The sequence below is a fragment of the Saccharopolyspora gregorii genome (genome assembly GCF_024734405.1).
In the GTDB taxonomy this organism is placed as follows: domain Bacteria; phylum Actinomycetota; class Actinomycetes; order Mycobacteriales; family Pseudonocardiaceae; genus Saccharopolyspora_C; species Saccharopolyspora_C gregorii.
The window spans coordinates 5,446,032-5,469,953 of record NZ_CP059556.1 but is presented as its reverse complement, the minus strand read 5'-3'; the positions used below and the strand labels follow the sequence as shown (position 1 = coordinate 5,469,953).

The following is a 23,922-nucleotide window of genomic DNA, read 5'->3' as shown; positions in this document are numbered from 1 at the left end:
TCCCGGAGCGACGGGGACCGGTGACGCCGACGGAGTCCCGGCGCCCGCCGGAGGATCGGCCGCCTGGCAGGCGCCGAGCACCGCGGGGCCTCCGGCGGGCACGGCAACCCGCGGCGGCCCGGCGACTGGCCCGGCGACCGGCTCGGCGACCGGCTCGGCGACTGGCTCGGCGACCGGCTCGGCGACCGGTCCGGTGCCGCGCCGGGACCCCGTTTCCGAGGCGCAGTCCGCCCGCGCCGAGCCCGCTGCCGCCACCACGACCCTCGCGCGACGCCTCCGCCGCTGGTGGTTACCGGCATCGGCGGTCGCGGCGCTGCTGGTGCTCGCGCTGCTCGCGTACTCGCTGCGCGCGGGGCCCGGGCCGCAGCCGCTGCACAGCCTCCCGCCGAACTGGACCGACGTGCCCGCGGAGATCGATCCCGACTTCGTGGGCGTCACCGTGAGCAGTTCCACCGGCGGGATGCCCGGCTTCCCGGTCGATTCCGTGCGGCTGTGGGACTCGGGGACGCGCTGGCAGGACCTCGAACCGGAACGCGGGCGCTACGACTGGCGGACCCTCGACCGGCTGCTCGACTCCGCCCAGGACGCGGGATTGCCAGTGGTGTTCACCTTCGGTGGGACACCGAGCTGGGCGAGTCCGCGCGGTGAGCGCTCCGCCTACCGCGATGATGCGCGCACCGGACCGCCCGACGACCTCGCCGACTGGGAGCGGTTCGTCACCGCCGTCGCGACCCGTGCCGCGGGCCGGGTGGAGGCCTACGAGCTGTGGGACCTCGGGCCGCCGCACTTCGACGGCACGGCGGAGGTCCTGGTGGAGATGACCGAGATCGGCAGCCGGGTGGTGCGGGAGCTGGACCCGCGCGCGCAGGTGGTCTGCCCGGCTTTCGGCGAGCTGTGGGATCCGGCCGCCGACGCGCACCTGGAGCGGTTCGCGGCGCTGCACGGCTACGACCACTGCGACGCGGCACCGGTGGAGCTGCGCCCGCGCCGGACGAGCGACCCGCCGGAGACCACGACCGAGCTCGCCACCCGCGTGGAGGCGACCCTGCACCGCGGCGGCGCGAGCCCGCGGATGTGGAACACCGGGGCCGGCTCCGACGACCCGTACGAGCCGCAGGTCCCCGCCGAGCTCGCCGCCGACTTCGCGGTCCGCTGGTACCTGATCGGGCTGTGGATGGACTACGACCGCGTCTACTTCGACGGCTGGGGCGGCGACGAGGTGCCGATCCCGTTGCAGGTGGCCGGTTTCCAGCCGACCGAGGCCGGCCGGTACGTCGGTGAGCTGCGGGAGTGGTTGCGCGGTGCGCGGATCAGCTCCTGCGGGCACGGGGCGGAGGCGCTGCTGCCGGACAACGTCTGGCAGTGCCGGTTCGACCGGGGCGGCCGGGCCTTCGTCATCCGCTGGACGCACGAGGGGACCGCGGAGATGGCGCCGGACCCGGGCATGGCGGTGGTGCAGCGGCTGGACGGCTCCCGCGACCGCTTGCGGCCGGGGGAGCGGATGGAGGTCACCGGCAGTCCCGTGCTGCTCCGCGCCGGATGACCCGGTGGCCGGGACCCAGGCAGCGCCCGTCAGCCGCGCAGGGTCAGCGCGAGCCGCACCGCGTCGGCCCGGGAGTGCAGGTCGGCCTTGCCGAACAGGTTGTTAATGTGGGTCTTCACCGTCGCCTCGCTGATGTGCAGGTGCCGGGCGATCTCCCCGTTGCGCAGGCCTTGCCCGATCAGGTCGAGCACTTCCCGTTCGCGGGCGGTCAGCGCGATCGGCGGTTCCGGCGCCGGGGCGGCCCGGCGGGTGGCGAGCTCCAGCAGCCGGGACTGCACCTGCGGGTCCAGCACCGAATGCCCGGCGTGCGCGCTGCGCACCGCTTGCACGATGGTGGCCCGGTCGGCGTCCTTGGTGAGGTAGCCCTGCGCGCCCGCCTGCAGCGCGGCGAGGATCGACTCGTCGTCCTCGAAGGTCGTCAGCACCACCACCGGCACGCCGGGCCGCGTCGCGCGCAGCTTCCCGGTGGCCTCCACCCCGCCCAGCACCGGCATGTGCAGGTCCATCAGCACCACGTCCGGGGCGTGCTCCGCGGCGGCGGCGAGGGCGCGTTCGCCGTTCTCGGCGGTGCCGACCACGTCGATGCCGGGGTCCAGGCCGAGCATCACCGCCATCGCGTCGCGCACGGCGGCCTGGTCGTCGACGACGAGCAGTCTGATCGGGTTCATCGCGGCAGCTCCATCCGCACGGTCCAACCGGTTTCGGGCGGGGTGCGCGGTCCGGCCCGCAGCGTGCCGCCGAGCAGCTCGGCGCGTTCCCGCATCCCCACCAGGCCCATGCCGCTGCCCTGGTCGCCGTCCGGGGCCTGCCCGGTGGCGCCGCCGTCGGTGGCGGTGAACCGGACGGAGTCCGCGGTGCACTCCAGCAGCAGCTCCACCCGGGATCCGGGGGCGTGCCGCCGGGCGTTGGTGAGCGCTTCCTGCGCGGTGCGGATGACCGCCTGCCCGATCTCGACCGGCACGTCCTCGGCGTCGCCCCGCACCGCGAGCTCGGCGGCACCGTCCTGCGCCAGCCGCGTCAGCGTGTCCGCCAGCGGCAGCGCGCCTTCGCGCAGCGCGTGCACCGCGCGCTTCGTCTCGCCGAGCCCGGTGACGGCCAGCGCCCTGGCCCGGCGCACCGCCTCGTTCGCCTCGTCGGAGCGGCCGCCGACGTGCAGGGCGTCGGCCATGTCCAGCTGCACGGCGACGCCGGACAGCGAGTGGCCGAGCACGTCGTGGATCTCCCGGGCGATCCGGCTGCGCTCCTCCAGGGCGGCTTCCCGCGTTTCGGAGGCGATGGCGCGCCGGGTCTGCTCGGCGGCCAGCAGCGACGCGGCGCGGGCGTTGACCCGCTCGCGGCGGGCCATGCCGATGTACAGCGGCAGGCTCACCATCAGCGCCAGCCACCACGGCGGGCCGTCGGGCACCTGGAACCAGAACTCCAGCGTCCAGGTGGCCGCGGCGGCGGCCACCGTGCTCGCCACGGCGACGAGGAGCGCGGCGCGGCGCGAGCTCAGCTTGTCCCCGGCGGTCGCGCAGGCGATGAACACGAACGCGGCGCCGACGGTCCGGGGCGCGAGCGCGAACACCATCGCGCCCGCCAGCGCGTACACCGCCACCAGCGCCACCCGGGCCCACTCGGGTCCGCCGCGCCACGGCACCGCCGCCGCGCACGCCGCCACGACCGTCACCGCGCTTGTCACCCAGACCAGGCCGGTGAAGTGGGCGGGCGGGGCCTCCCGCAGCTGGACCACCAGCAGCGCGGCGAGGAAGACGACAACCAGGGGGCGCAGCAGCTGATCGGTGGCCCGCAGCGCGCGCTGGCCGGGCGAGGTCGTGGTCATCGGCCGCGATGTTCCTCCGGGGCTCGTCACCGCCGGGCACCGGGGTGCGCGTTCCGCCGGTCGGCGGCGGCGTCGCGGAGTCCGTCGAGCACCGGGGCGAAGCTCCGCATCCCGCGCAGGTCACCCGCGTCCCGCGCCTTGCGCTGCATCGAGTCCAGCATCGGCGAGGGGGTCGGTGCCGCGTCGCCGCGCCCCCGCGACCACGGGATCCGCCCGGTGCCGCGCACGCCCTTGGCCAGGATCGCCACGCCCTCGGCGAGCACGGTGAGCCCGAGGCTGAACGTGATGCCGCCGCCCGCGTGCAGCCCCACGGCTCCGGCGAGCAGCCCCGAACCGAGCTTCACGGCGATGTTCACCACCCACAGCACCGCGGTCACCCAGGTGTAGCGCATCATCGCGTGGCCGTCCCGCTCGTAGATGCGGACGCTGAACCCGCGCAGCACCCCCAGCACCACGCTGATCACGGCCGTGGCCACCAGCATCCCGATGGCGGCGGGCGAGTGCGGCACCTCCCGCAGGTTCACCGCGCCCACCACCGCGATGACCGCGGGCACCAGCAGCATCCGCTTGCCCTCGACCGGTTCTCCGGTGAACCGTCGGACCAGCACGTAGCCGATCAGCGCGACGATCAAGATAATTTCGATGGGACCGCTCACGGATCCGCACCTCCCCGTTCGGAGTTCCTCGTGTCGTCGATGACGTTAGGAATTCCGGCGGCCGGAGTCGTGGGGCGCGAACCGTATTCCGGGTGGAGATCCGTCTCCACCCGGGTGCGGCTCACCCGTCGCGGGCGGGTCGCTTGTCGCGCTTGAGGAGGGGGATCTCGGACACCGAGATCGGTTCGCCGGGCAGCCCGGCGCCGGGGCGTCCGGGCGTGCGGAGCCCGTCGAGCATGACCTGCAGGGCGCGTTCGGCGAGGCGTTGCGAGTCGGGGTGGTCCGGCCCGGGACGCCGCAGCAGCATCGCGAAGATCGCGGCGATGTCACCCGCGCCCACGTCGGCCCGCAGCGACCCCTCGGCCTGCGCGGTGGCGACGACCGAGTCGAGCGTGGCCAGCAACGAGTTCCGCAGCCGCTGGGTGATCTCGTCGCCCTTGACGATCTCCCAGGCGCGCGGCGAGGACATGCCGAGGTGCACGCTGAGCTGCAGCTCGTCGGAGCTCTTGAGGAGCCGGACCAGCGAGTCCCAGCCGGTGGGTTCTTCCACGGCCGCCGCTTCGGCCTGCGCGAGCGTGTTCGCGAAGTTGTCCCTGGCCACCGCCCGGATCAGCGATTCGCGGTCCGGGAACCGCCGGTAGAGGGTGCCGACGCCGACGCCCGCGCTGCGCGCGATCTCCTCCATCGGCACCTCGGGGCCGTCCGAGGTGAACAGCGATTTGGCCGCGCCGATGATCTGGTCCCGGTTGCGGCGGGCGTCGGCGCGCAGCGGTGGTTCGCCCGGCGAAGCCGAGAAGTCCGTGGTCACGGCTCGTATTGTCGCATCCGCCCGATCGGAGGTGGACGGAAATCTTCCGCTTCAGTACCGTGGGAGCCATAACCGGAAGATTTCCTTCCGTATCTCCGCCTGGGAGGCAGCGCCCATGCCCGACACCACCGAACAAGCCGTGCGGGACTTCCCGGTCGCGAGGCGGTGTCCGCACGCCCCGCCCGAGGAGTACGTGCGGTTGCGCGAGACCAACCCCATCTCCCGCGTCCGGACACCGATCGGCGGCGAAGCGTGGGTGCTCACCCGGCACGAGGACGTCCGATTCGTGCTCTCCGACCCGAGGTTCAGCTCCGACCGGCGCAACCCCGCGTTCCCGTTCTTCGTCGCCGGCCAGCAGGAATCGATCAGCGAGTTCCGGCCCAACATGCTGTCCCTCGACGAACCCGAGCACGGCCCGGTGCGCCGCTCCGTGCTCGGCGAGTTCACCGTGCGGCGGATGCAGGCGCTGCGCCCGCGCATCCAGCGGATCGTGGACGACTGCATCGACGAGCTGCTGACCGGACCGCACCCGGCCGACCTGGTGGCCTCGCTGGCGCTGCCGGTGCCGTCGCTGGTGATCTGCGAACTGCTCGGCGTCCCCTACGACGACCACGACTTCTTCCAGCGCTGCTCCACCGCGATGCTCAGCCGCAACACCCCCGCGGACGAGCGGCTGCGCAGCGCCGGTGCCGTCCGCGGCTACCTGCACGACCTGATCCTCGCCAAGCGGGAGGACCCCGGCGACGACCTGCTCGGCAGGCAGCTGGTCAAGATGCGCGACAACGGCGAGGAGGACGTCGAAGACCTCGTCGCGATGGCCACGCTGCTGCTCGTCGCCGGGCACGAGACCACCGCGAACATGATCTCGCTGGGCACGCTGACGCTGCTGGAGAACCCGGACGACCTCGCCGCGATCAAGGCGGACCCGGAGCGCACGCCCGGGATGGTGGAGGAACTGCTGCGCTACCTCACCATCGTCGAGACCGTGACCTCGCGGGTCGCCACCGCCGACGTCGAAGTGGGCGGCACGCTCATCCGCGAGGGCGACGGGGTCATCGCCCTCGGCCACACCGCGAACCACGATCCCGGCGCCTTCTCCGATCCGGACAAGTTCGACATCGGCCGCGGCGCCCGCCACCACGTCGCCTTCGGCTACGGGCCGCACCAGTGCCTCGGGCAGAACCTCGCCCGGCTGGAGCTGCAGATCGTGTTCGACACCCTGTTCCGCCGGATCCCGACGCTCGCGCTCGCGGGACCCCGCGCCGAGCTGCCGTTCAAGGACGACGCCGTGATCTACGGCGTGTACTCGCTGCCGGTCACCTGGTGACGGGGGCCGGCGTGCGGATCAACGCGGACACCGGGCGCTGCATCGGGGCGGGGCAGTGCGTGCTGACCGAACCGGACGTGTTCGACCAGGACGACGACGGCCTCGTGGTGCTGCTCGCCGAGGACGTGGACGGGGAGCGGGTGGAGCAGGTGCGGACCGCCGTGCAGATCTGCCCCAGCGCCGCGCTGTCCCTCGCGGCGGACGGGTGACCTCCCGGGTGGACGGCCCGGTCGCCCGAGGCGCGGGCCGTTCACCCGGGCGTCACCACGCCTCCCGTTCCAGGGGGCGGGGGTCGGTGACGGTGGCCGACGGGGTCGCGAAGCGGCGGACGCGGCGTTGCGGTGCGATGTGGCGCTCCCAGCCCGGATCGCCGGTGGCAGCGAACCGGACCCACGCCGCGTGCACCTCCCGCACCAGCTCCGGCGGAGCGCCGTCGCCCAGCAGGGCGCCGTCCCCGCGCAGCCGCGGGCCGTCCGCCGAGTCGAACACGAACGGCAGCTCCACCCCGTGCGCCGCGCCGAGCCGCCCGCCCAGCGCCGTCGACCGCCACGCGAACTCGTAGCGGAACGTCGGCAGCCCGCGCCCCGCGTGCGCGTCGGCGAGCGCCCGGGTGCCTGCCCCGAACAACGCGTCGCCGAGCACCGCCGACCGCAACTCGCCGCCGGAGGCCGCCGGGCGCTGCCGACGGTACGCCTCGACCAGCCGCTCCGGCTCCGGATGTGCTTGCGCCGCAACCGAAAGCGCGTCCTCCACAGTGGACGAATCGAGCTCGGCGGCGGACAGGTACAGGTTGCCCTCCTCGGTGTTGTTCCCGATCAGCAGCTCCACCTCGGCGCCGTCCCCGGCCGCCACCGACACCGCGGGCTGCCGCTCCAGCACCACGCCGAGCGGCGTCAACCGCAGCAGCGGATCGTGGTGCCCCGGTACCCGCAGATCCGGCTTGCCCAACCGGGAGACCGCGTCGACCAGCCGCTCGTCCGGCACCTCCGGCACCTCGGCGAGCGGCACGCCCAGCACCCCGGCCAGCCAATTCGCGACCAGCTCCGCCTGCGCGGGCACGAACGCGCCGAGCCCGTTGCCGCTCTGCACCACCGCCCGCCGGAACAGGCCCCGCGCCGCCGGTTCCGCCAGCACCGCGCCCACCACGGTCGCCCCGGCCGACTGGCCGGCCACCGTGACGTTGTCCGGATCGCCGCCGAACGCGCCGATCTCCGCCCGCACCCAGCGCAGCGCCGCCAGCACGTCCAGCAGCCCCCGGTTGTCCGGCGCTCCCGGCAGCGACAACCAGCCCGGCGCCCCGATCCGGTAGTCCACCGACACCAGCACCACGCCGTCCCGGGAGAACCCGGTCCCGTCGTACAGCGACGCCTGCGCCGCGCCCGACACGAAACCGCCGCCGTGCACGAACACCAGCACCGGCAGCCCGCCCGTCGCCGCGTCCGGCGTCCACACGTCCACCGACAGGTAGTCGTCGCCGCGCACCCAGCCCGGGCCGAAGAACGGACCCATGTCCAGCCCGCCGAAGTCCCGGTGCGGCGATGGCGCCGTCGGACCCGGCGCGGTCGCGTCCCGCACCCCGTCCCAGCCGGGCGCGGGCTTCGGTGCCGCGAACCGGGCCGGACCCAGCGGGGCCGCCGCGTACGGGATGCCGCGGAACACCAGGCCCTCCGCGGTCCGCGCACCCCGCACCCGGCCCGCGCCGGTGCGCACCACGGCGCTCACCGGTTCGTCCAGCGCGGCCGCTCGAACGCCGCCCAGGCGTCGATCGCGAAGCGGTCCCCGTCCCGGCTGACCTCGGCCGCGCCGTGCCCGCCGAAGTGCGCGGGCACCACCAGCGCGGTGCGGTCCGCCGCGAACTCCAGCAGCCGCCGCCGGGACGCGCGCGCCGCCGCCGGATCCTCGTCGAAACCGCAGTTGTGCGCCGGGTCCAGCAGCTGCACCGGGGTGTGCAGCAGGTCGCCGATGAACACCGCCCGGTCCGAACCCGACTCCAGGTGCAGCACCGACGAACCCGGGGTGTGGCCCGGCGCGGGCAGCAGCCGCAGGTTCTCGTCGATGACCCGCTCGCCCTCCCACAGCTCCGCCAGCCCCGCCCGGTGCACCGGCGCCACGCTGTCCTCGAACACGTTCTGGTGGCTGCGCGCGCTCTTCGGCCGGTGCTCGCCCAGCGGGTTCCAGAACTCGAAGTCCACCCGCGGCAGCAGGTAGGTGGCGTTCGGGAACGTCGGCACCCAGTCCCGCTCCACCAGCCGCGTGTTCCACCCGACGTGGTCCACGTGCAGGTGCGTGTTGATCACGATGTCGACGTCCTCCGGCCGCACCCCGGCGCGGAGCAGGGCGTCCAGGTAGCCGGTGTTCAAGTGCCGCCAGTGCGGCGAGTACGGCCGTTCCTTGTGGTTGCCGACCCCGGTGTCCACCAGGATCGTGCGGCCCGCGCTGCGCAGCACCCAGGTCTGCACCGCGGCCATGAAACCGTTGTCGGCGGGCGACCAGAAGTCCGGATCCAGCAGATCCCGCTCGGCCTCGAACACCTCGGTCGGGATGTCGGGGAAGAACTCGTCCATGCCCATCGCGCGGCCGTTGATCTCCAGCACGCGCGTGACTTCGACGTCTCCCAGCATGATGCTCTCCATGCCGTCGACCATGCGCCGCGCACCAGGTCGCGGGGTATCCGTCACGTGACTGCACCTGCCGGGGCGGGGCTAGAGTCGGAGGCCGGGAGGCCGCGGATGCAGGAGATCATCGGCCGGGAGCGGGAGCTCGCGCAGCTGCGCCGGACCGCGCACGGCGCCGGGCACGTGCTGGTCGTCACCGGCGACCCCGGCATGGGCAAGACCACGCTGCTCGACGCCGTCGCCGGACCGGGCACGCTGCGGATCGCGGGCAGCGAGAGCGAAGCGAACCTGGCCTTCGCCGGGCTGCACCGGCTGCTCGCGCCGCTGCTGCGCCGCGCCCCGGACCGCCCGGAGACCGCTCGGCTGCGCTGCGCGTTCGGCATGGACCGCGGCGACGGCGAACCCGACGTGCTGCGGCTGGGCCTCGCCGCGCTGGAACTGCTCGCCGAGCACGGCGGCCCGCTCGTCGTCGACGACGCGCACTGGCTCGACCGGGCCAGCCTCGACCTGCTCGCGTTCCTCGCCCGCCGCATCGGGACCGAACCGCTGAGCCTGCTCATCGGCGCCCGCGAGGACGAACCGCTGCCCGGCATGGACGGGCTGCCGACGCTGCACCTCGAACCGCTCGGCGAACTCGACGCGAACCGCGTCCTCAACGCGCTGCCGCAGCCCCCGGCAGGCGCGCGGCGGATGCGGGTCCTCGCCGAAGCGGGTGGCAACCCGCTCGCGCTCGTCGAACTCGCCGCCGTGCCGCAGGAGACCGGACCCGGGCCGCTGGCCACCACCGAACGGCTGGAGAAGATCTTCGCGGCGCGGGCGCAGGAACTGCCCGAGCGCACCAGGGAACTCCTGCTGGAACTCGCCGCCGCCGACACGCCCGACCCGGTGCACGCGCCCGGTGACGGGTGGGCCCCGGCCGAACGCGTCGGGCTGGTGCGCTGGGACGGCACCCGGTTCCGGTTCCGGCACCCGCTGGTGCGCTCCGCCCTGTACCACTCGGCGCCGTTCGAGCAGCGCCGCCGCGCCCACCTCGTCCTCGCCGACGCCACCCGCGCCGAACCGGACCGGCACGCCTGGCACCTCGCCGCCGCCGCGACCGGACCCGACGAGGACGTCGCCGCCCGCCTGGAGGACACCGCCGAACGGGCCCGGCGGCGCGGTGGCTACGCGGCCGCCGCCACCGCGCTGGAACGCGCCGCCGAACTCAGCCCCGACCGCGCCGACCAGGCCCGGCGGCTGGTGCTCGCCGCGAACTCCGCGCTGTTCACCGCCCGCTCCGGCTGGGTCGAAGACCTCGCCGCCCGCGTCGTGGACCGCACCGACGACCCCGGGCTGCTCGCCGTCGCCGCGCTGCGCGCCGGGCAGGCCCTCACCGTCAGCCATCGGCACGCCGCCGCGTTCGCCCAGCTCACCCGCACCGCCACCGACCTCGCGCACCGCGACCCGGCGACCGCGCTCGACGCGCTCGGCACCGCCGCCGTCGTCGCCTACTACTGGGCGGAACCCGGCCGCGGCGACGAGGTCATCGCCGCCCTCCCCGAGATCGACGGGCCGCACGACCCGGTCACCGAAGCGTGGGTGCGGGCCGTCGCCGACCCGATCGGCAGCCGCGAGGACGTGCTGCCGCGGCTACCCGCGCTCGCCGACGCCGACTCCGGGCCCGGGCGGGCCATCGCCGTCGCCACCATCGCCTGGCTGCTCGACGAGGCGCCGATCGCGCTGCGGCTGTTCGAGCAGGCCTTCGACCGGTGGCGGGTCCGCGGGCCGCTGCCCGAAGGGCTCGGCTGCGCCCACGGGTGGGCGCTGTTCGAGGCCGGGCACTGGACGCAGGCGCGCGCCATCGCCGCCGACTCGGTGCACAACGGGGCCCGCGCCGAACTCCCGCACGTCATCGCCGACTCCCGCACCATGGACGCCGCGGTGCTCGCGCTGCGCGGGGACACCGCGCGGGCGCGGGAACTCGCCGCCGAAGCACTGTCCACGGTGGACCCGTCGGTGAGCCGGATGGTGGCCGTCCGCGCCCGCTACGTGCTCGGTCTCGTCGCCGCGGCCGACGGCGACCACGCCACCGCCTACGCGCAACTGCGCCGCGCCTTCACCGCGGACGGCGGGTTCGAGCACTACCACCAGTCCATCGCAGCCCTGCCCGACCTGGCCGCCGCCGCGAACCGCCTCGGCTCCGGGCACGACGCCGAGCACGTCGTGGACTCCGCGGAACGCAGGCTCGGCGGCGGCGCGTCCCCGCGGCAGCGGGCGCTGCTGCAGCACGCCCGCGCGCAGCTCGCCACCGACCCCGAACCGCACTACGCGGCGGCGCTCGCCGACCCCCGCACCGGCCGGTGGCCGTTCGAGCGGGCACGCGCGCTGCTCGACCAGGCCGCGTGGCTGCGCCGGGCCCGCCGCATCAGCGAAGCCCGCGCGCCGCTCGCCGAAGCGCTCGACACCTTCCGCAGGCTCGGCGCCGAACCGTGGACCGCCCGCGCCGAAGCGGAACTCCGCGCCTCCGGCGGCGCCGAACCCGCCGCACCCGCGCCGGACGTGCTCGCCGGGCTCAGCCCGCAGCAGCAGCAGATCATCCGGCTCGCCGCCCGCGGCCTCACCAACCGGGAGATCGGCGATCGGCTGTACCTGTCCCCCCGCACCGTCGGGTCGCACCTGTACCGCTCGTTCCCGAAGCTCGGCGTCAGCACCAGGACCCAACTCCGCGACCTGCTCGGGTGAACGGCCCGTCGGCTCCTTCTGAGAAGGGGGCGGTGCCGGGTGCGTGCGTGGTTGCTGCTCAGCGGCTTCGCCGCTGACAGGATGGGCCGCCGGCCGTCACTCGTCGGATTCCTCCAGGGCTCCGATCCAGAGGTAGTCGCGGGCCCGGGTGGTGGCGACCAGGAGCTGGCGTTGCAGCGCCTCCAGCTCGTCGCGGTAGAAGCCCATCGGCCTGCGCTCGTCCGGCAGGAACACCGCCCGGAACTCGAAACCCTTCGCCTCCAGCAGGGTTCCCACCAGCACCGCCGCCGGATCGGGCGACCACGGCGCCAGCCGCCGCGCCGGGACACCACCGCGGCGCAGCACCTCGGTCCACTCCTCCGCCGCCGCCCGGGAGCGGGTCAGCACCGCGGTGCCCGCACCCGCGTCGAGCCCGCGCAGCGCCGCCAGCACCGCGTCCCGCTGCGCGGCCCCGTTCCAGCGCACCACTTCACCGCCGCTGAGCACCGGCAGCGAGGAGCGCAACGTGACCGCCGGGGCCCCGTCGATGTCGTCGAACCGGTTCACGGCGTCCAGCTCGCCAGCGGCCTCCACGATCGCCGGCCGGTTCCGGTAGTTGCGCCGCAGCACCTCGCTGCGGCCGCGCAACGAGATCCCCGCCTCGGACAGCCGCCAGCCGCCCGCGAACACCTGCTGCTGCCCGTCCCCGACCAGCAGCAACCGGTTCGGCCCGTCCCCGCTGACCGCGTGCACCAGCCGTAGCCCGACCAGCGTCAGGTCCTGCACCTCGTCGACCGCGACCCCCGAGTACACCCGGCCCAGCGGCGTGCGGCCGAGCTCGTCGAGCGCGCGGATCAGCACGTCGTTGCGGTCGTAGATGCCGCGCTCGCACAGCTCCCGCTCGTACTCGCAGTAGAACTCCCAGACGTGCGCGCGGAACGCGGGGCTGAGCTGACCGCCGCGCCCGCGCCGCGTCGCCGACCGGTACGACTCCAAGGTGCCCAGCCCGCGGCCCTTGATCACCCGGTCGATCTCGTCCTTCCAGTAGTGCCTGGATGGTCGTGCCGCCGCCAGCGGCCCGGACCGCCCGGATCGCTCCCACACCGCGGTGAACGCCGCGTCCACCCGCTGCTCGTCGACCACCGTGTCCCGGCCGCGCTCGGCGAGCAGCTCCGCGGCCCACTCGTGCAGGTTCCGGAACTCCACCCGGTGCGCGACCTGCGGGGCCAGCGCGCGGAACTGCTCCCGCGCCAGCTCCGGCAGCGACTCCAGGTGCGAGGTGAACAGCAGCCGCCCCGGGCCGCGCCGCGCCAGGTGCGCCAGCCGGTGCAGCGCCAGCGTCGACTTGCCGGTGCCCGCCGGGCCGGAGATCCGCGCCGGGCCGCCGTACTGCCTGCGCACCGCGCCGAGCTGCGCGTCGTCCAGGAACAGGCGCCAGTCCGGCACCGCGACGTGCGGGGCCCGCTCGGCCTGCTCGTCCCGCAGCCGCCGCACCTCGAACAGGCCGGAGGAGCGGTCCGAGGCCCCGACCTGGCCCGCGCCGCGCGGCCGCGGGATCCGCTGCGGGTTCCAGGCGATCGGCGTCAGGTCGAACGTGCCGTTGTCCAGCTGCCGGGCCGCCGCCAGCGCATCCGCCCCGTCCAGCACCGGTTCCGCGCACACCAGGACCCGGTCCAGCTCGGACTCCGCGACCACCACGTGCTCGCCGTCCTCGGCCGTGGCGCGCCCGCCCTCCGGGAACACCACCACGGTGCGCACGACCGCTTCGGTGAGCAGCCCGTGCGGCGTGGCCAGGCCCGCGAGCAGTTCCGCGGTCCACACGAACGCGGCCCGCGCCGCCGCCACCGGCGGTTCGTGCTCGCACAGCAGCACCACCAGCACCCCGCCCGGCCCGACCAGCACCGCGTCCGGCCGGTTGTCCGGGGTGTGCGGGGCGAACTGGTTCAGCAGCGTGTACCAGCCGGAACCGCGTTCCACCGCGAACCGCTCCACGACCCGCTTCTGCCAGCTCGGCAACGGGGGTCGGGCGCGCAGTTGCTCGTCGGCCTCGCGCCGCAGCCGCTCGCGGTGGTGATCGTAGGTCCCTGTCACGGAGACTCCCCGGTTCGCACGCAGGTGCTCTACCGACATTACGGTCTTCCGCGCGGAAAACGAGACCTGCGAAGCGGGATCACCTCAATGTCGCAGGGCGGTGCGAAACCGGGCGTCACCACCTCCACAATGGACGTGTGGACCCGCTGCACGATCCGGACGACGAAGCCCTGCTCGACCCGCGACAGGCGCGGGAACTCGCCGGGCTCGTCGAAACCGCCCGCCTCGCCTCCGGCGCCATCCGCTACGGCCGCATCGGCCGCGTCGGAGCCGCCACCGTGGTGCTCAACCAGGACGACCCGCTGCCCGCGGGCAACCACGCCGTCGGCCTGTGGGGCACGCTCGCCGAGGTCGCCACGACGCTGCTCACCTTGGAGCGGTCCTTCGCGGACGCCGGGCGGCCCGAAGCGATCGTGTACGCCTCGCCGACCACGGTCGCCGAGATCGAGGGCATCGCCGACGACTCCGGCTGGCGCGCCGTCGAGGAGCAGATGGCGCTGCTGCACCGCGAGGACAAGACGCCCAGCCGGGACGTCCGGCCCGCCACCGACGACGACCTGCGCGGCATCGCCGAGCTCATCGGCGACGACGCCGGCCTGTCCGACGACGGGGAGCGGCGGCTGGTGCGGACCCTCGCGCACCGCGGCGACGACCCCCGCTGCGTGCTGCGCGTCGTCGACGACCCGGAAGCCGACCGCATCGCCGGATTCGCGCAGGGCTTCGCGGAACGCGGCGTCGGCCTCGTCGAGCAGGTCGTGGTGCGGCCGGGGCGCAGGCGGCGCGGCATCGGTTCGTCCCTGGTCGCGGAGGTCGTCGACGAGGTGCGGGCGCGCGGGGCGCGGCTCGTCGCCGCGCACGGCGACGAAGGGGGAGCGGCTGAGCGCTTCGCCGACGAGTGCGGGTTCGAGGCCGTCTACCCGGTGACCGCCTACGCGCGGCGGGTGGACGAGCTGCTCGACTGACGCCTGGTGCGGATGTGGCCCGGGTGGCGCCGGGCGCATGTGTCCGCCGCGGGGGCCGTGGGTATGACGTCTGTGGTGCTGGCGAACGCAGTGCCGTCCCGCGGCGAGGTGGTGATCACGATGACGGCGACCATGCGGCTGCCCAAACCGGTGGCCGAGACCTGGGAGTGGCAGCTGCAAGCCGCCTGCCGGGACCTGAGCACCAGCACGTTCTTCCACCCGGAGAACGAGCGCGGCAGCGCCCGCAGCAACCGGGAGGAGCAGGCGAAGCAGATCTGCCACCGCTGCCCGGTGATGCTGTCCTGCCGCGAGCACGCGCTGGCCGTGCAGGAGCCGTACGGCGTCTGGGGCGGGCTCAGCGAACGGGAACGGCAGGACCTGCTGGCGAAGCGGGTGCCGAAGCCGCGCGCCGCGGCGTGACCGGCGGAGGCCGACATGACCCCCACCGGAGTGCCCGCCGACGAGCTCGCCGAGCCGGACCTGCTGCGCGAGCTGGAACGGCTGCACCGCACCCGCAACGAGACGTTCCTGCACGGAGCGCCGGACGCGCTGCGCGAGCACACCGCGCGGTCGTTCGAACTGGAACAGGAGTACCTGCGCAGGCATCCCGACCGCCAGGTGGATCCGCGGCGGACCCGCGCGGGCGCGAGAGGAGACCCGGTTCATGGCAGCTGAAACGGACCAGACGGACCCGTCCCGCGACCACCGGCCCGTCCCGGGCTCGCCGGGCCGGAAGCCGCGGATCGTCATCGTCGGCGGCGGCCACGTGGGCCTGACCGTGGCGCTGCGGCTGCAGAAGCGGCTGGAACCCGGCGAAGCGCGGATCACCGTCATCGACCCGCAGTCGCACATGACCTACCAGCCGTTCCTGCCGGAGGCGGCCGCCGGATCCGTCGAACCGCGGCACGTGGTGGTGCCGCTGCGGCAGGCGTTGCGGCGCAGCGAGGTCCTCACCGCGCAGGTCACCTGCATCGACCACCGCAGCCGCGAGCTGACCGCCACGCTCGCCGACGGCACCGAGGAGCACCTCACCTACGACGTGCTCGTCGTCGTGCCCGGTTCGGTGTCGCGGGCGCTGCCCATCCCGGGCCTGTCCGAGCGGGGCGTGGGCTTCAAGACCATCGGCGAGGCCATCTACCTGCGCAACCACGTGCTGTCCCGGCTGGACATCGCCGCCAGCACCTCCGATCCGGAGCTGCGGCGGCGGTTGCTGACGTTCCTGTTCATCGGCGGCGGCTACGCGGGCATCGAGGCGATCGCCGAGCTGGAGAGCATGGCCCGGGAGGCGATCCGCGCCTACCGCACCCTCGAACCCGGCGACATGCGCTGGATCATGGTGGAGGCGACCGGCCGCATCATGCCCGAGGTCAGCGCGCCGATGGGCGAGTACACCCGCCGCCGCCTGGAGGAACGCCGCATCGAGGTGAAGACCGACACCACCGCGAAGACCCTCACCGACGGGCACGTGGTGCTCTCCGACGGCGACGAGTTCGACGCGGACACGATCGCCTGGACCGCCGGGGTCAAACCGCACCCGATGCTGGAGGACTCCGACCTGCCCCGCGACGGCAAGGGCCGGGTGGAGTGCACCGCGAAGCTGCAGGTCCGCGGCACCCAGGACGTGTTCGCCGCCGGCGACTGCGCCGCCGTCCCCGACCTGACCAGTGACAAGGCCGACGCGCTGTGCGGGCCGTCCGCCCAGCACGCGGTGCGCCAGGCGAGGGTGCTCGCCGACAACGTCGTCGCGCTGCTGCGCGGCCACAAGCAGCAGGAGTACCGGCACCGCTACGCCGGATCCGTCGCCGGGCTCGGCCTGTTCCAAGGCGCCGCCGAGGTGTACGGCATCAAGCTCAAGGGCCTGCCCGCGTGGCTGCTGCACCGCGCCTACCACCTGGCGAAGCTGCCGACGCTGCGGCTGAAGGCCCGCATCCTCGGCGACTGGCTGCTGGAGATCCCGCTGCGGCGGCAGACCGTCGCCCTCGGCGAACTCCACGACCCGCGGTCCGCGTTCGTCAAGGCCGCCAACACCCGGGGCCTGCCCACCGAGCACGGCCGCGCCGGGTGAACCGTCGGCGCAGCGCACAGTCCCGCGACCGCCCCTCGAAGATCGAGGGGGACCCCCCTTCGCGGGGGCTTCGCGGGCCTGTTGTACTGTATGCAGGCACGAGGCGAACGGGGCCGGAACACCGGAACCGGGAACCGCACAAGTGAATCAGGGGCTGTGGCGCAGTTGGTAGCGCACTTGACTGGCAGTCAAGGGGTCACGGGTTCGAATCCCGTCAGCTCCACCCTCGTTGAAACCCCGCTCACCACCGAGAACATGAGGTGAGCGGGGTTTTCGTATCCGGCTGATGATCCCCGTTCCGCTGAAGTGGTGGACGGGAACGCCAGGCATCGGCTCTCCAGGTCAGCCCGGTGTGCCGGAGGGCGTGCCCGCGGGTGCCGCGGCAGGGTCCGTCGGCGCGGACCGCGGCGCCGTCCAACTGGCGAGGAGTGCGAGGCGCTCCGCCGCGGGGGAGCCGGGCTCGGCCGCGTAGATGATCAGGTTGTGATCAGCTCGCCGGGAGAGCGGCAGGTTCAGGGAGCGGAAGGTCATCTCCAACCGGCCGACTTCGGGATGGTTCAGCCGCTTGGCGCCTTCGTGGTGGATGCGGACGTCGTGGCTGGCCCACATGGTGCGGAAGTCGGCGCTGAGCGTGGACAGCTCGCCGACGAGTTCCCGCAGGGCCCGGTCGTGCGGTTCACGACCGGCTTCGGCGCGGAGCATCGCGACCGTGGCCCGCGCACCTTCCTCCCAGTCGACGAAGAAATCGGCCGAGCCGGGATCGAGGAAGAAGTAGCGGGCGAAGTTGGCCCGGCCCCGGTCGACGGTGGTGCCGCTGTCGAACATCGGTGCGTACAGGGCCCTGCACAGCGCATTGCTCGCGGTGATGTCCAACCGGCCGCTGCGCACGAAAGCGGGAGCCATGGTCATGGAATCCAGCGCCCATTGCATGGAGGGCGGGATCTCCTCGATCTTGCGGCGGTGCGAACCGTGCGGCCTGCGGCGGGCTGACCGAGCCGCTCTGGCCAACTGGAACAGGTAGGTGCGCTCGTCCTCGTCGAGCAGCAGCGCACCGGCGACCGCTTCCAGCACCTCCTCGGAGACACCACCGATGTGGCCCTTCTCCAGCCGCGTGTACCACTCGGTGCTCACCCCGGCGAGGACCGCGACCTCCTCGCGCCGCAGCCCCGGAACCCGGCGGCGACGGCTGGTGGGCATTCCGACCTGTTCCGGGGCGAGCTTGGCCCGCCGGCTGATGAGGAAGTCGCGGATCTCCGAGCGGTTGTCGCCGGGGCCGGCGGTGTGGTTCTCGGACGCGGATTCCATCGCGCCAGGGTATCCGTGACGCGGCCGGAAGAGGGGTCGTGCTCGTACCCCCCATGAACGCGACCTTCCCCGCATCGGACGGCGCCGGTGACATGGGGATCGGCGGACCTGAACCGCGATCCCGCAACGCGGGACGCCGTCCGCGGCACACCGATCCCGGCACAGGAGCAGGACCACATGGCGAGCAAGACCGTACTGATCACCGGCGCGACCAGCGGTATCGGCGCCCACACCGCGAGGTCGCTCCTCGCCCGCGGTCACCGCGTGGTGGTCACCGGCCGCGACGAGCGCAAGTTGGAGAAGTTCCTCGACGAGGCGGGCTGCCCCGACCGGCTGCTGGGCCTCGTCGGCGATGCGGCGGACTGGCAGGCCACCGACTCGGTCGTGACCCGCGCGGTGGAGCACTTCGGCGGCCTCGACGCGGCGGTCGCCAACGCCGGATTCATGTCCGGTGACTCCATCGGCGCCGGCGACCCGGCGCTGTGGGCTCCCATGGTCCTCACCAACGTCCTCGGGCCCGCCCTGCTGGCCCACGCCTCCCTGCCGCACCTGGAGGCCGCGGGCGGACGGCTGGTGCTCATCGGCAGCGTCGCCGGGCTGAAGAACTCCCCGGGCAATCTCTACTCGGCCACCAAGTGGGCCACCACCGGGCTCGCCGAGAACGTGCGCCTGCACGCCACGGCCCGTGGCGTCGGTGTCACCCTCGTCAACCCCGGCATGGTCGACACGCCCTTCTGGGAAGGCACCGGCGTTCCCCCCTTCGCCCTGCCGCCCCGACCTGTCGCCGAGACCATCTGCTTCGCCCTCGACCAGCCGGCCGGCGTCGACCTCAACACCCTGACCATCCGGCCCGTGGGCCAGCCCGTCTGAGCGGGCGAGCGACCCGCTGGAACGGGTCCGGGCGGGCGCGCCGCGCGCGGTCCAGCGCCGTGCGCCCGCCCGCGGCGGTGACCGCGGTCCTCCGCATCCCGCGTCCGGCCGGTGCCGCGACCTCGGCCGGTGGGGCTGTGGTTAGCTTCCCGGTCGTGGCGAAGCTCTACTTCCGGTACGGCGCGATGAACTCGGGCAAGTCGACGGCGCTGATCCAGGTGGCCCACAACTACCAGGAGCGCGGGCAGCGCGTCGTCGTGGTGAAGCCGAAGCTCGACACCAAGAGCCCGGTGGTGCTGTCCCGGATCATGGTGACCCGCGAGGTCGACGTGGTGCCCGGCGAGGACGACCTGCTGCGGGACGCGGTGCTCGCCGGGGGCGCACCGGACTGCGTCCTCGTCGACGAAGCCCAGTTCCTCACCGGTCCCCAGGTCGAGGACCTGTTCCGGCTCGCCGTGCTCGACGGGATCCCGGTCATCGCCTACGGGCTGCGCAGCGACTTCCGCACCCGCGGCTTCCCGGGCAGCCTCCGGTTGATGGAACTGGCGCACTCCATCGAGGAGCTCAAGACCGTCTGCCGCTGCGGGCGCAAGGCCACGTTCAACGCGCGCACCCTCGACGGCGAGTTCACCCGGGACGGCAGCCAGGTCGCCATCGACGGCGAAGTCGGCTACGAGTCCATGTGCGGGAACTGCTACCTGCGCAACGTCGGCACTCTCGGCTGACCGGCCGCCTTCGCGGCGGGGAAACGCCCGTGCGACCCCGGCCGCGACGGATCTTGTTCCACGCTCGTGACGTTTCGGGGTCGGAGCGCGGACATCGCGGCGGAACCGTGGTCCTCGTCGGTTCCGCACAAGCGAAGGAGATCCACCCATGCGCGTCCGTGCCGCAGCCGCGACCGGCGTCGCGCTGGCCGTGGCGGTGTTGACCGCACCCGCCGCGACAGCCATCACCGGTGGCGAGGAGTCGCCGAACGCCTACCCGTTCACGGGGTCGCTCCAGCGGCCCGAATCACCCCGGCCGGACGGGCACGTCTGCGGGGTCACGCTGATCTCGCCGGAGTGGGTGGTCACCGCCGCGCACTGCGCGCGGACCGACGACCAGGCCACCACGGGACATCCGGTGGACTGGCGGGTCCGGCTCGGGTCGGTCGACCCCGCCTCGGGCGGTGAGCTGATCGACGTCGACGAGTTCATCGCCCACCCCAGCGGGCAGCAGGGCAACGACATCGCCCTGCTGCGGTTGCGGACCCCGGCGAAGGGCGCCCCGATCCCGATCGCGGCGCGGACACCGCCCGCCGGGACGCCTACCCGGATCATGGGCTGGGGAGTGACCTGCGACGAGAACGCCCCGGAGTGCTTCCCCGCGCACCTGCGGGAAGCCGACACCGAGGTGCAGCCCGCCGACGCCTGCGAACGGTCCGGGATCGGCGCGGACGAGATCTGCGTCGGGGCCCGCGACGGCAGCACCGCCGCGACCAACATGGATTCCGGCGGGCCCGCGCTCGTCGCGGACGGCGATGGCTGGGCGCTGGCCGGTGCCGTGCACGGCAGCAACGGGAAGGGGCAGCCCGTCGTCTACACGGACGTGGCGGCGATGCGGTCCTGGATCGAGTCCATGACCGCCGACCGCAACCCCACCCTGGAAGGGGCGGCGGTCGTCGGCGACTGCTCCGCCTCCATCGTCCGCACCGGCGCGACCAGGCCGCAGGACCCGGCGCTGGTGCTCACCAACGGGCACTGCACCAGCGGCGCACGTCCCGCGCCCGGCGACGTGGTCGTCGAACGCCCCGAGGAGCAGATGGTCGGCGTCCTCGGCACCGACGGGCCGGTGACGACCGCGAAGACCACCGACCTGGTGTACGCCACCATGACCGGCACCGACGTCGCGCTGTACCGGTTGGACAAGACCTACGCGCAGCTCGCGGACGAGGGCGTCAAGGTCTTCGAGCTCTCCGCCCGGGCCCCGCGGCAGGCCGACGCGATCGACGTCGTCTCGGGCGGCTTGCAGGACACCTGGAGCTGCGCCGTCGCGGGCATCGTGCCGGAGCTGCGCGAGGAGGGCTACTCCCAGCGGCAGGCGATCCGGTACACCGAGGACTGCCTGCCCGACGCGGGCGGTTCCGGTTCGCCGCTGCTCGACCCGGCCACCGGTGCCGTCGTCGGGATCCACAACTCCAGCAACACCTCGGGCGAGGTCTGCACCGCGGACAACCCGTGCGAGGTGGACGAGGAAGGCGTGGTCACCGTCCACCCGCAGCGGCGCTACGCGCAGCAGACGGCGGCGATCCCCGCGTGCCTCACACCCGGATCGGGCATCGATCTCTCCCTCCCGGACTGCGCGCTGCCCGGCGCGGCCTGACCGCCACCGGCACCGCGCGACCGGCGCGCGGTGCCGCTCGGTCCGCTCAGGACTCCGGGTGCCGCCCGAGGAGGCCGTCCGCGATCAGGTCGGCGAGCTGGCGGGCGGTGCGCAACTGGCCGTCCCGGGTCACCGGCTCGGCTCGGCCGAGCCGGTGCGCCAGCGGCAGCTGCACCAGCCCGGCGACCGGGCTGATCACGGCGAAGAAGAGCACGTCGACCGGCACCCGGGGCAGGCGTCCCGCAGCCATGAGTCGTTCGACCGCCGGGAGCAGCGGGCGCAGCGTCGGCGCGACGTACTTCTCGTGCAGGTGGTCCAGGCGCTCGGACTCCCGGCCGAACTCGTCGGCGAGCAACCGCCCGAACAGCGGCACTTCGACGGCGGACCGGTAGAAGTGGTGGATCACGGCGCGGACCAGCTCGGCATCGTCCAATCCGGCCCCGGCCAGCCGCTCGCGTTCCCGCTGGTCGGCTTCGAGGACGGAATCGACCGCGGCCCGCCAGAAGCGGGACTTGGACCCGTAGCGGTCGTTGATGAAGTTGTGGCTGACGCCGAGGCGTCGCGCGAGTTCCCGCGCCGAGGCGCGCTCGTAGCCGAGATCGGCGAACGCCTCCACGCCTCGCCGGAGGACCTCGGCCTCGTCCGGTGCCGGCCGCGAGCCCGGCCCGGGCCGTCCCGGCCGCCGTGCCGCGCCGGTCGGTTCCTCGGTCGCCATGCGCTCGTCCTCCCCGCTTTCGCTCCGCAGTGGAATCCCGACACCTGTCAGGTAGTGTCTGACAGGTGTCAGGATACCGTGGACCAGCAGGAGGCACGAACATGGCGACCACCCCGGACATCCCGGCCCCCGACCTCACCGGCAGGCTCGCGGTGGTCACCGGAGCGAGCGACGGCGTCGGACTGGGGCTGGCGACCCGGCTCGCCGGCGCCGGTGCGGAGGTCGTGCTGCCGGTCCGCAACCCGCGCAAGGGCGATGCCGCGATCGCGAAGATCCGCCACCGGCACCCCGGGGCCGAGGTGTCGCTGCGCGAGCTCGACCTGTCCTCGCTCGCGTCCATCGCCGCGCTCGCGGACCGGCTCGCCGGGGAAGGGCGGCCGATCCACGTCCTGGTGAACAACGCCGGGGTGATGACCCCGCCCGAGCGGCGCACCACCGAGGACGGCTTCGAGCTCCAGTTCGGCACCAACCACCTCGGGCACGTCGCGCTCGTCGCCGGATTGCTGCCGCTGCTGCGCGCGGGCCGTGCCCGGGTCACCTCGCAGCTCAGCGTCGCCGCGGGGCGGCACGGCATCAACTGGGACGACCTCCAGTGGGAGCGGAACTACCGCGGGAACCGGGCCTACAGCCAGTCGAAGATCGCGCTCGGCCTGTTCGGCCTGGAACTCGACCGGCGCAGCCGGGAGGGCGGTTGGGGCATCAGCAGCAACCTCTGCCACCCGGGGGTGTCCCCCACGAACCTCCTCGCCGCCCGGCTCGAGGTCGGCCGCGGCCGGGACACCGCGAAGGCGCGGTTCATCCGCGCCCTGTCCGCGCGCGGCGTCCTGTTCGGGACGGTGGACACGGCGTCGCTGCCCGCGCTGCACGCCGCCACGGCACCCGGCGCGGAAGGCGGCCGGTTCTACGGACCCAGCGGTTTCCGCCACTTCTCCGGTCCGCCCGCCGAGCAGGAGCCGTACCCCGGCCTGCGCAGCACCGACGAGGCACGGCGCATCTGGACGACCTCCGAAGAGCTGATCGGGCTGCGGTTCCCGGCCGTGGAAGCCCCCGCCGGCTAGTCGGGCGAGCGGCGGGGCCCTGCTCCGCTCGATCCGGCAGGCGGGGTGCCGGACCGGCCGGGCACTCCTCGGAACCCGACGGCGGGAGCGCCCGCGCCGACCGAAGAGTCCACCCAGGACGGTCGAGCCGCAGGAACCGGTGGTGCGGCCTCGGCCATCCGAACCAGCGCAGCCGAGGGGATTCCCGTACCCGGCCCCGGACCACCCCGCCGGCCCGCCGCGCCGCCGCAGAATTGCGGAGCAAGCACGCGACGCCGTGGAACGGCGGGTCGGGCCGCACCGGTCCGCCGCCACCACCGCGGCCGAGGGCGTTCGGAGGGTGATCATGGCGACCGAGGTCGAGGCGAAGCCCCACGCTGCGGGGACCAGGACCGCGGGGGAGAGCGGGCAGCGAACGCGCGTGGCGGTGTGGGCCCCCGACCCGATCACGCTGGTCGGCCTCACCGAGACGCTGGTGAGCAGCCTCGACGTGTTCGTCGGGTCCACCGACCAGCCGTCGGACGTGGACGTGTGGGTGTTCGCGACCGACCGGGTCACCTCCGACGTGGTGGCCCGCATGCGGCGGACGGCGGCCGGCTCCACCGCTCCCGCGGTCCTGGTGACGCGCGAACTGGAGCGGGCCCACCTGATGAGCGTCGTCGAATGCCGGGTGGTCGCCGTCGTGCACCTCACCGCGGCCACCGAGGAACGCCTGGTCAGCACCATCGCTGCTGCCGCCGCCGGAGGTGGTTCGCTGCCGCCGAACCTGCTCGGCGAACTCCTGCGGCAGGTGCAGACCCTCCAGCAGGAGGTGCTGGCACCCCGCGGCCTCAACTCCGCCGGGTTCACCCCGCGCGAGATCGACGTGGTGCGGCTGATGGCCGACGGGCGGGACACCGAGGAGATCGCGAACCAGCTCTGCTACTCGGAGCGCACCGTCAAGAACATCATCTACAGCATGACCAACCGCCTGGAGCTGCGGAACCGCCCGCAGCTGGTCGCCCACGCGCTGCGCGCCGGGCTCATCTGAACCGCCGTTGCGACG

The 23,922-nt window shown here is 73.9% G+C and carries 22 protein-coding genes and 1 tRNA gene; 14 read left to right on the top strand and 9 right to left on the bottom strand.

All coding sequences use genetic code 11. The features are described 5' to 3' along the window. Positions 1-193: 193 nt before the first annotated feature. Positions 194-1,543, top strand: a complete 1,350-nt coding sequence (locus tag H1226_RS23855; RefSeq protein WP_258342826.1) for a beta-galactosidase — start codon at positions 194-196, stop codon at positions 1,541-1,543. A 29-nt stretch (positions 1,544-1,572) separates the two neighbouring features. Here the strand turns inward: H1226_RS23855 and H1226_RS23850 are convergent, their stop codons facing one another. The 4 genes from H1226_RS23850 to H1226_RS23835 all read right to left on the bottom strand — a co-directional run bounded on the left by H1226_RS23850 (position 1,573) and on the right by H1226_RS23835 (position 4,829). Further along, positions 1,573-2,211, bottom strand: a complete 639-nt coding sequence (locus H1226_RS23850; RefSeq protein ID WP_224977965.1) for a response regulator — start codon at positions 2,209-2,211, stop codon at positions 1,573-1,575. Next, the gene (locus tag H1226_RS23845; RefSeq protein WP_258342822.1) at positions 2,208-3,365 is read right to left on the bottom strand and encodes a sensor histidine kinase; all 1,158 of its coding nucleotides are present in this window, start codon (positions 3,363-3,365) and stop codon (positions 2,208-2,210) included. The genes H1226_RS23850 and H1226_RS23845 overlap by 4 nt, the downstream gene beginning before the upstream one ends. A 26-nt stretch (positions 3,366-3,391) precedes the next feature. Then, the gene (locus H1226_RS23840) at positions 3,392-4,021 is read right to left on the bottom strand and encodes a DUF1453 domain-containing protein (RefSeq protein ID WP_258342821.1); all 630 of its coding nucleotides are present in this window, start codon (positions 4,019-4,021) and stop codon (positions 3,392-3,394) included. Between the two features lie 121 nt (positions 4,022-4,142). Continuing rightward, positions 4,143-4,829 carry a TetR/AcrR family transcriptional regulator gene (locus H1226_RS23835; RefSeq protein ID WP_258342818.1) on the bottom strand — a complete coding sequence of 229 codons (687 nt, stop codon included), beginning with the start codon at positions 4,827-4,829 and terminating at the stop codon, positions 4,143-4,145. 115 nt (positions 4,830-4,944) lie between these two features. On the opposite strand from H1226_RS23835, the gene H1226_RS23830 reads away from it, so the two are divergent. Both H1226_RS23830 and H1226_RS23825 read left to right on the top strand, forming a co-directional pair. Then, positions 4,945-6,156 (top strand): cytochrome P450, encoded by a 1,212-nt coding sequence (locus tag H1226_RS23830; RefSeq protein WP_258342816.1) that lies wholly within the window; start codon positions 4,945-4,947, stop codon positions 6,154-6,156. A gap of 11 nt (positions 6,157-6,167) precedes the next feature. Beyond that, positions 6,168-6,365 carry a ferredoxin gene (locus tag H1226_RS23825; protein ID WP_258349491.1) on the top strand — a complete coding sequence of 66 codons (198 nt, stop codon included), beginning with the start codon at positions 6,168-6,170 and terminating at the stop codon, positions 6,363-6,365. Positions 6,366-6,417: 52 nt separating this feature from the next. On the opposite strand, the gene H1226_RS23820 is transcribed toward H1226_RS23825, so the two are convergent. Both H1226_RS23820 and H1226_RS23815 read right to left on the bottom strand, forming a co-directional pair. Further along, positions 6,418-7,878, bottom strand: coding sequence for a carboxylesterase/lipase family protein (locus H1226_RS23820; RefSeq protein ID WP_258342813.1), 1,461 nt, complete (start codon positions 7,876-7,878; stop codon positions 6,418-6,420). Beyond that, on the bottom strand, positions 7,875-8,789 hold the full coding sequence (locus H1226_RS23815; RefSeq protein WP_258349490.1) for an MBL fold metallo-hydrolase: 915 nt from the start codon (positions 8,787-8,789) through the stop codon (positions 7,875-7,877). Before H1226_RS23815 ends, H1226_RS23820 begins: the two co-directional genes overlap by 4 nt. Positions 8,790-8,885: 96 nt before the next feature. Here H1226_RS23815 and H1226_RS23810 point away from each other — a divergent pair, with 96 nt between their 5' ends. Beyond that, positions 8,886-11,492 carry an AAA family ATPase gene (locus H1226_RS23810; RefSeq protein WP_258342810.1) on the top strand — a complete coding sequence of 869 codons (2,607 nt, stop codon included), beginning with the start codon at positions 8,886-8,888 and terminating at the stop codon, positions 11,490-11,492. A 96-nt stretch (positions 11,493-11,588) separates the two neighbouring features. Here the strand turns inward: H1226_RS23810 and H1226_RS23805 are convergent, their stop codons facing one another. Then, the gene (locus tag H1226_RS23805) at positions 11,589-13,562 is read right to left on the bottom strand and encodes a UvrD-helicase domain-containing protein (protein WP_258342809.1); all 1,974 of its coding nucleotides are present in this window, start codon (positions 13,560-13,562) and stop codon (positions 11,589-11,591) included. 137 nt (positions 13,563-13,699) lie between these two features. Here H1226_RS23805 and H1226_RS23800 point away from each other — a divergent pair, with 137 nt between their 5' ends. The 5 genes from H1226_RS23800 to H1226_RS23780 all read left to right on the top strand — a co-directional run bounded on the left by H1226_RS23800 (position 13,700) and on the right by H1226_RS23780 (position 16,812). Then, a complete protein-coding gene (locus tag H1226_RS23800) occupies positions 13,700-14,524 on the top strand; it encodes a GNAT family N-acetyltransferase (protein ID WP_258342808.1) in 825 nt (274 codons plus the stop codon). Positions 14,525-14,599: 75 nt separating this feature from the next. Next, positions 14,600-14,944 (top strand): WhiB family transcriptional regulator, encoded by a 345-nt coding sequence (locus H1226_RS23795; RefSeq protein WP_309148759.1) that lies wholly within the window; start codon positions 14,600-14,602, stop codon positions 14,942-14,944. 15 nt (positions 14,945-14,959) lie between these two features. After that, entirely contained in the window at positions 14,960-15,199 is a 240-nt protein-coding gene (locus H1226_RS23790) for a DUF6158 family protein (protein WP_224960918.1), read from the top strand. Continuing rightward, positions 15,189-16,589 carry an NAD(P)/FAD-dependent oxidoreductase gene (locus tag H1226_RS23785; protein ID WP_258342807.1) on the top strand — a complete coding sequence of 467 codons (1,401 nt, stop codon included), beginning with the start codon at positions 15,189-15,191 and terminating at the stop codon, positions 16,587-16,589. Before H1226_RS23790 ends, H1226_RS23785 begins: the two co-directional genes overlap by 11 nt. 150 nt (positions 16,590-16,739) lie before the next feature. Next, positions 16,740-16,812 (top strand) — tRNA-Ala (locus H1226_RS23780). 119 nt (positions 16,813-16,931) lie between these two features. Here H1226_RS23780 and H1226_RS23775 read toward each other — a convergent pair. Further along, positions 16,932-17,894 carry a helix-turn-helix transcriptional regulator gene (locus H1226_RS23775; RefSeq protein WP_258342806.1) on the bottom strand — a complete coding sequence of 321 codons (963 nt, stop codon included), beginning with the start codon at positions 17,892-17,894 and terminating at the stop codon, positions 16,932-16,934. A gap of 177 nt (positions 17,895-18,071) precedes the next feature. Here H1226_RS23775 and H1226_RS23770 point away from each other — a divergent pair, with 177 nt between their 5' ends. The 3 genes from H1226_RS23770 to H1226_RS23760 all read left to right on the top strand — a co-directional run bounded on the left by H1226_RS23770 (position 18,072) and on the right by H1226_RS23760 (position 21,125). Next, on the top strand, positions 18,072-18,764 hold the full coding sequence (locus tag H1226_RS23770; RefSeq protein WP_258342799.1) for an SDR family oxidoreductase: 693 nt from the start codon (positions 18,072-18,074) through the stop codon (positions 18,762-18,764). Between the two features lie 155 nt (positions 18,765-18,919). Beyond that, on the top strand, positions 18,920-19,489 hold the full coding sequence (locus H1226_RS23765) for a thymidine kinase (protein ID WP_224961799.1): 570 nt from the start codon (positions 18,920-18,922) through the stop codon (positions 19,487-19,489). A gap of 148 nt (positions 19,490-19,637) precedes the next feature. Continuing rightward, a complete protein-coding gene (locus H1226_RS23760) occupies positions 19,638-21,125 on the top strand; it encodes a trypsin-like serine protease (protein WP_258342797.1) in 1,488 nt (495 codons plus the stop codon). A 46-nt stretch (positions 21,126-21,171) separates the two neighbouring features. On the opposite strand, the gene H1226_RS23755 is transcribed toward H1226_RS23760, so the two are convergent. After that, positions 21,172-21,840 (bottom strand): TetR/AcrR family transcriptional regulator, encoded by a 669-nt coding sequence (locus H1226_RS23755; protein WP_258342788.1) that lies wholly within the window; start codon positions 21,838-21,840, stop codon positions 21,172-21,174. A gap of 101 nt (positions 21,841-21,941) precedes the next feature. On the opposite strand from H1226_RS23755, the gene H1226_RS23750 reads away from it, so the two are divergent. Together H1226_RS23750 and H1226_RS23745 are read left to right on the top strand one after the other, a co-directional pair. Further along, on the top strand, positions 21,942-22,898 hold the full coding sequence (locus H1226_RS23750) for an SDR family oxidoreductase (protein ID WP_258342785.1): 957 nt from the start codon (positions 21,942-21,944) through the stop codon (positions 22,896-22,898). Positions 22,899-23,223: 325 nt separating this feature from the next. Continuing rightward, positions 23,224-23,907 (top strand): helix-turn-helix transcriptional regulator, encoded by a 684-nt coding sequence (locus tag H1226_RS23745; protein WP_258342783.1) that lies wholly within the window; start codon positions 23,224-23,226, stop codon positions 23,905-23,907. The last annotated feature ends 15 nt before the right edge of the window (positions 23,908-23,922 follow it).

Excerpts from the sequence above, each read along its gene's own strand:
- H1226_RS23850 (WP_224977965.1), bottom strand. The coding sequence starts at position 2,211 with ATGAACCCGATCAGACTGCTCGTCGTCGACGACCAGGCCGCCGTGCGC.
- H1226_RS23845 (WP_258342822.1), bottom strand. The coding sequence starts at position 3,365 with ATGACCACGACCTCGCCCGGCCAGCGCGCGCTGCGGGCCACCGATCAG.
- H1226_RS23830 (WP_258342816.1), top strand. The coding sequence starts at position 4,945 with ATGCCCGACACCACCGAACAAGCCGTGCGGGACTTCCCGGTCGCGAGG.
- H1226_RS23815 (WP_258349490.1), bottom strand. The coding sequence starts at position 8,789 with ATGGAGAGCATCATGCTGGGAGACGTCGAAGTCACGCGCGTGCTGGAG.
- H1226_RS23810 (WP_258342810.1), top strand. The coding sequence starts at position 8,886 with ATGCAGGAGATCATCGGCCGGGAGCGGGAGCTCGCGCAGCTGCGCCGG.
- H1226_RS23790 (WP_224960918.1), top strand. The coding sequence starts at position 14,960 with ATGACCCCCACCGGAGTGCCCGCCGACGAGCTCGCCGAGCCGGACCTG.
- H1226_RS23785 (WP_258342807.1), top strand. The coding sequence starts at position 15,189 with ATGGCAGCTGAAACGGACCAGACGGACCCGTCCCGCGACCACCGGCCC.
- H1226_RS23775 (WP_258342806.1), bottom strand. The coding sequence starts at position 17,894 with ATGGAATCCGCGTCCGAGAACCACACCGCCGGCCCCGGCGACAACCGC.
- H1226_RS23770 (WP_258342799.1), top strand. The coding sequence starts at position 18,072 with ATGGCGAGCAAGACCGTACTGATCACCGGCGCGACCAGCGGTATCGGC.
- H1226_RS23760 (WP_258342797.1), top strand. The coding sequence starts at position 19,638 with ATGCGCGTCCGTGCCGCAGCCGCGACCGGCGTCGCGCTGGCCGTGGCG.
- H1226_RS23755 (WP_258342788.1), bottom strand. The coding sequence starts at position 21,840 with ATGGCGACCGAGGAACCGACCGGCGCGGCACGGCGGCCGGGACGGCCC.
- H1226_RS23750 (WP_258342785.1), top strand. The coding sequence starts at position 21,942 with ATGGCGACCACCCCGGACATCCCGGCCCCCGACCTCACCGGCAGGCTC.
- H1226_RS23745 (WP_258342783.1), top strand. The coding sequence starts at position 23,224 with ATGGCGACCGAGGTCGAGGCGAAGCCCCACGCTGCGGGGACCAGGACC.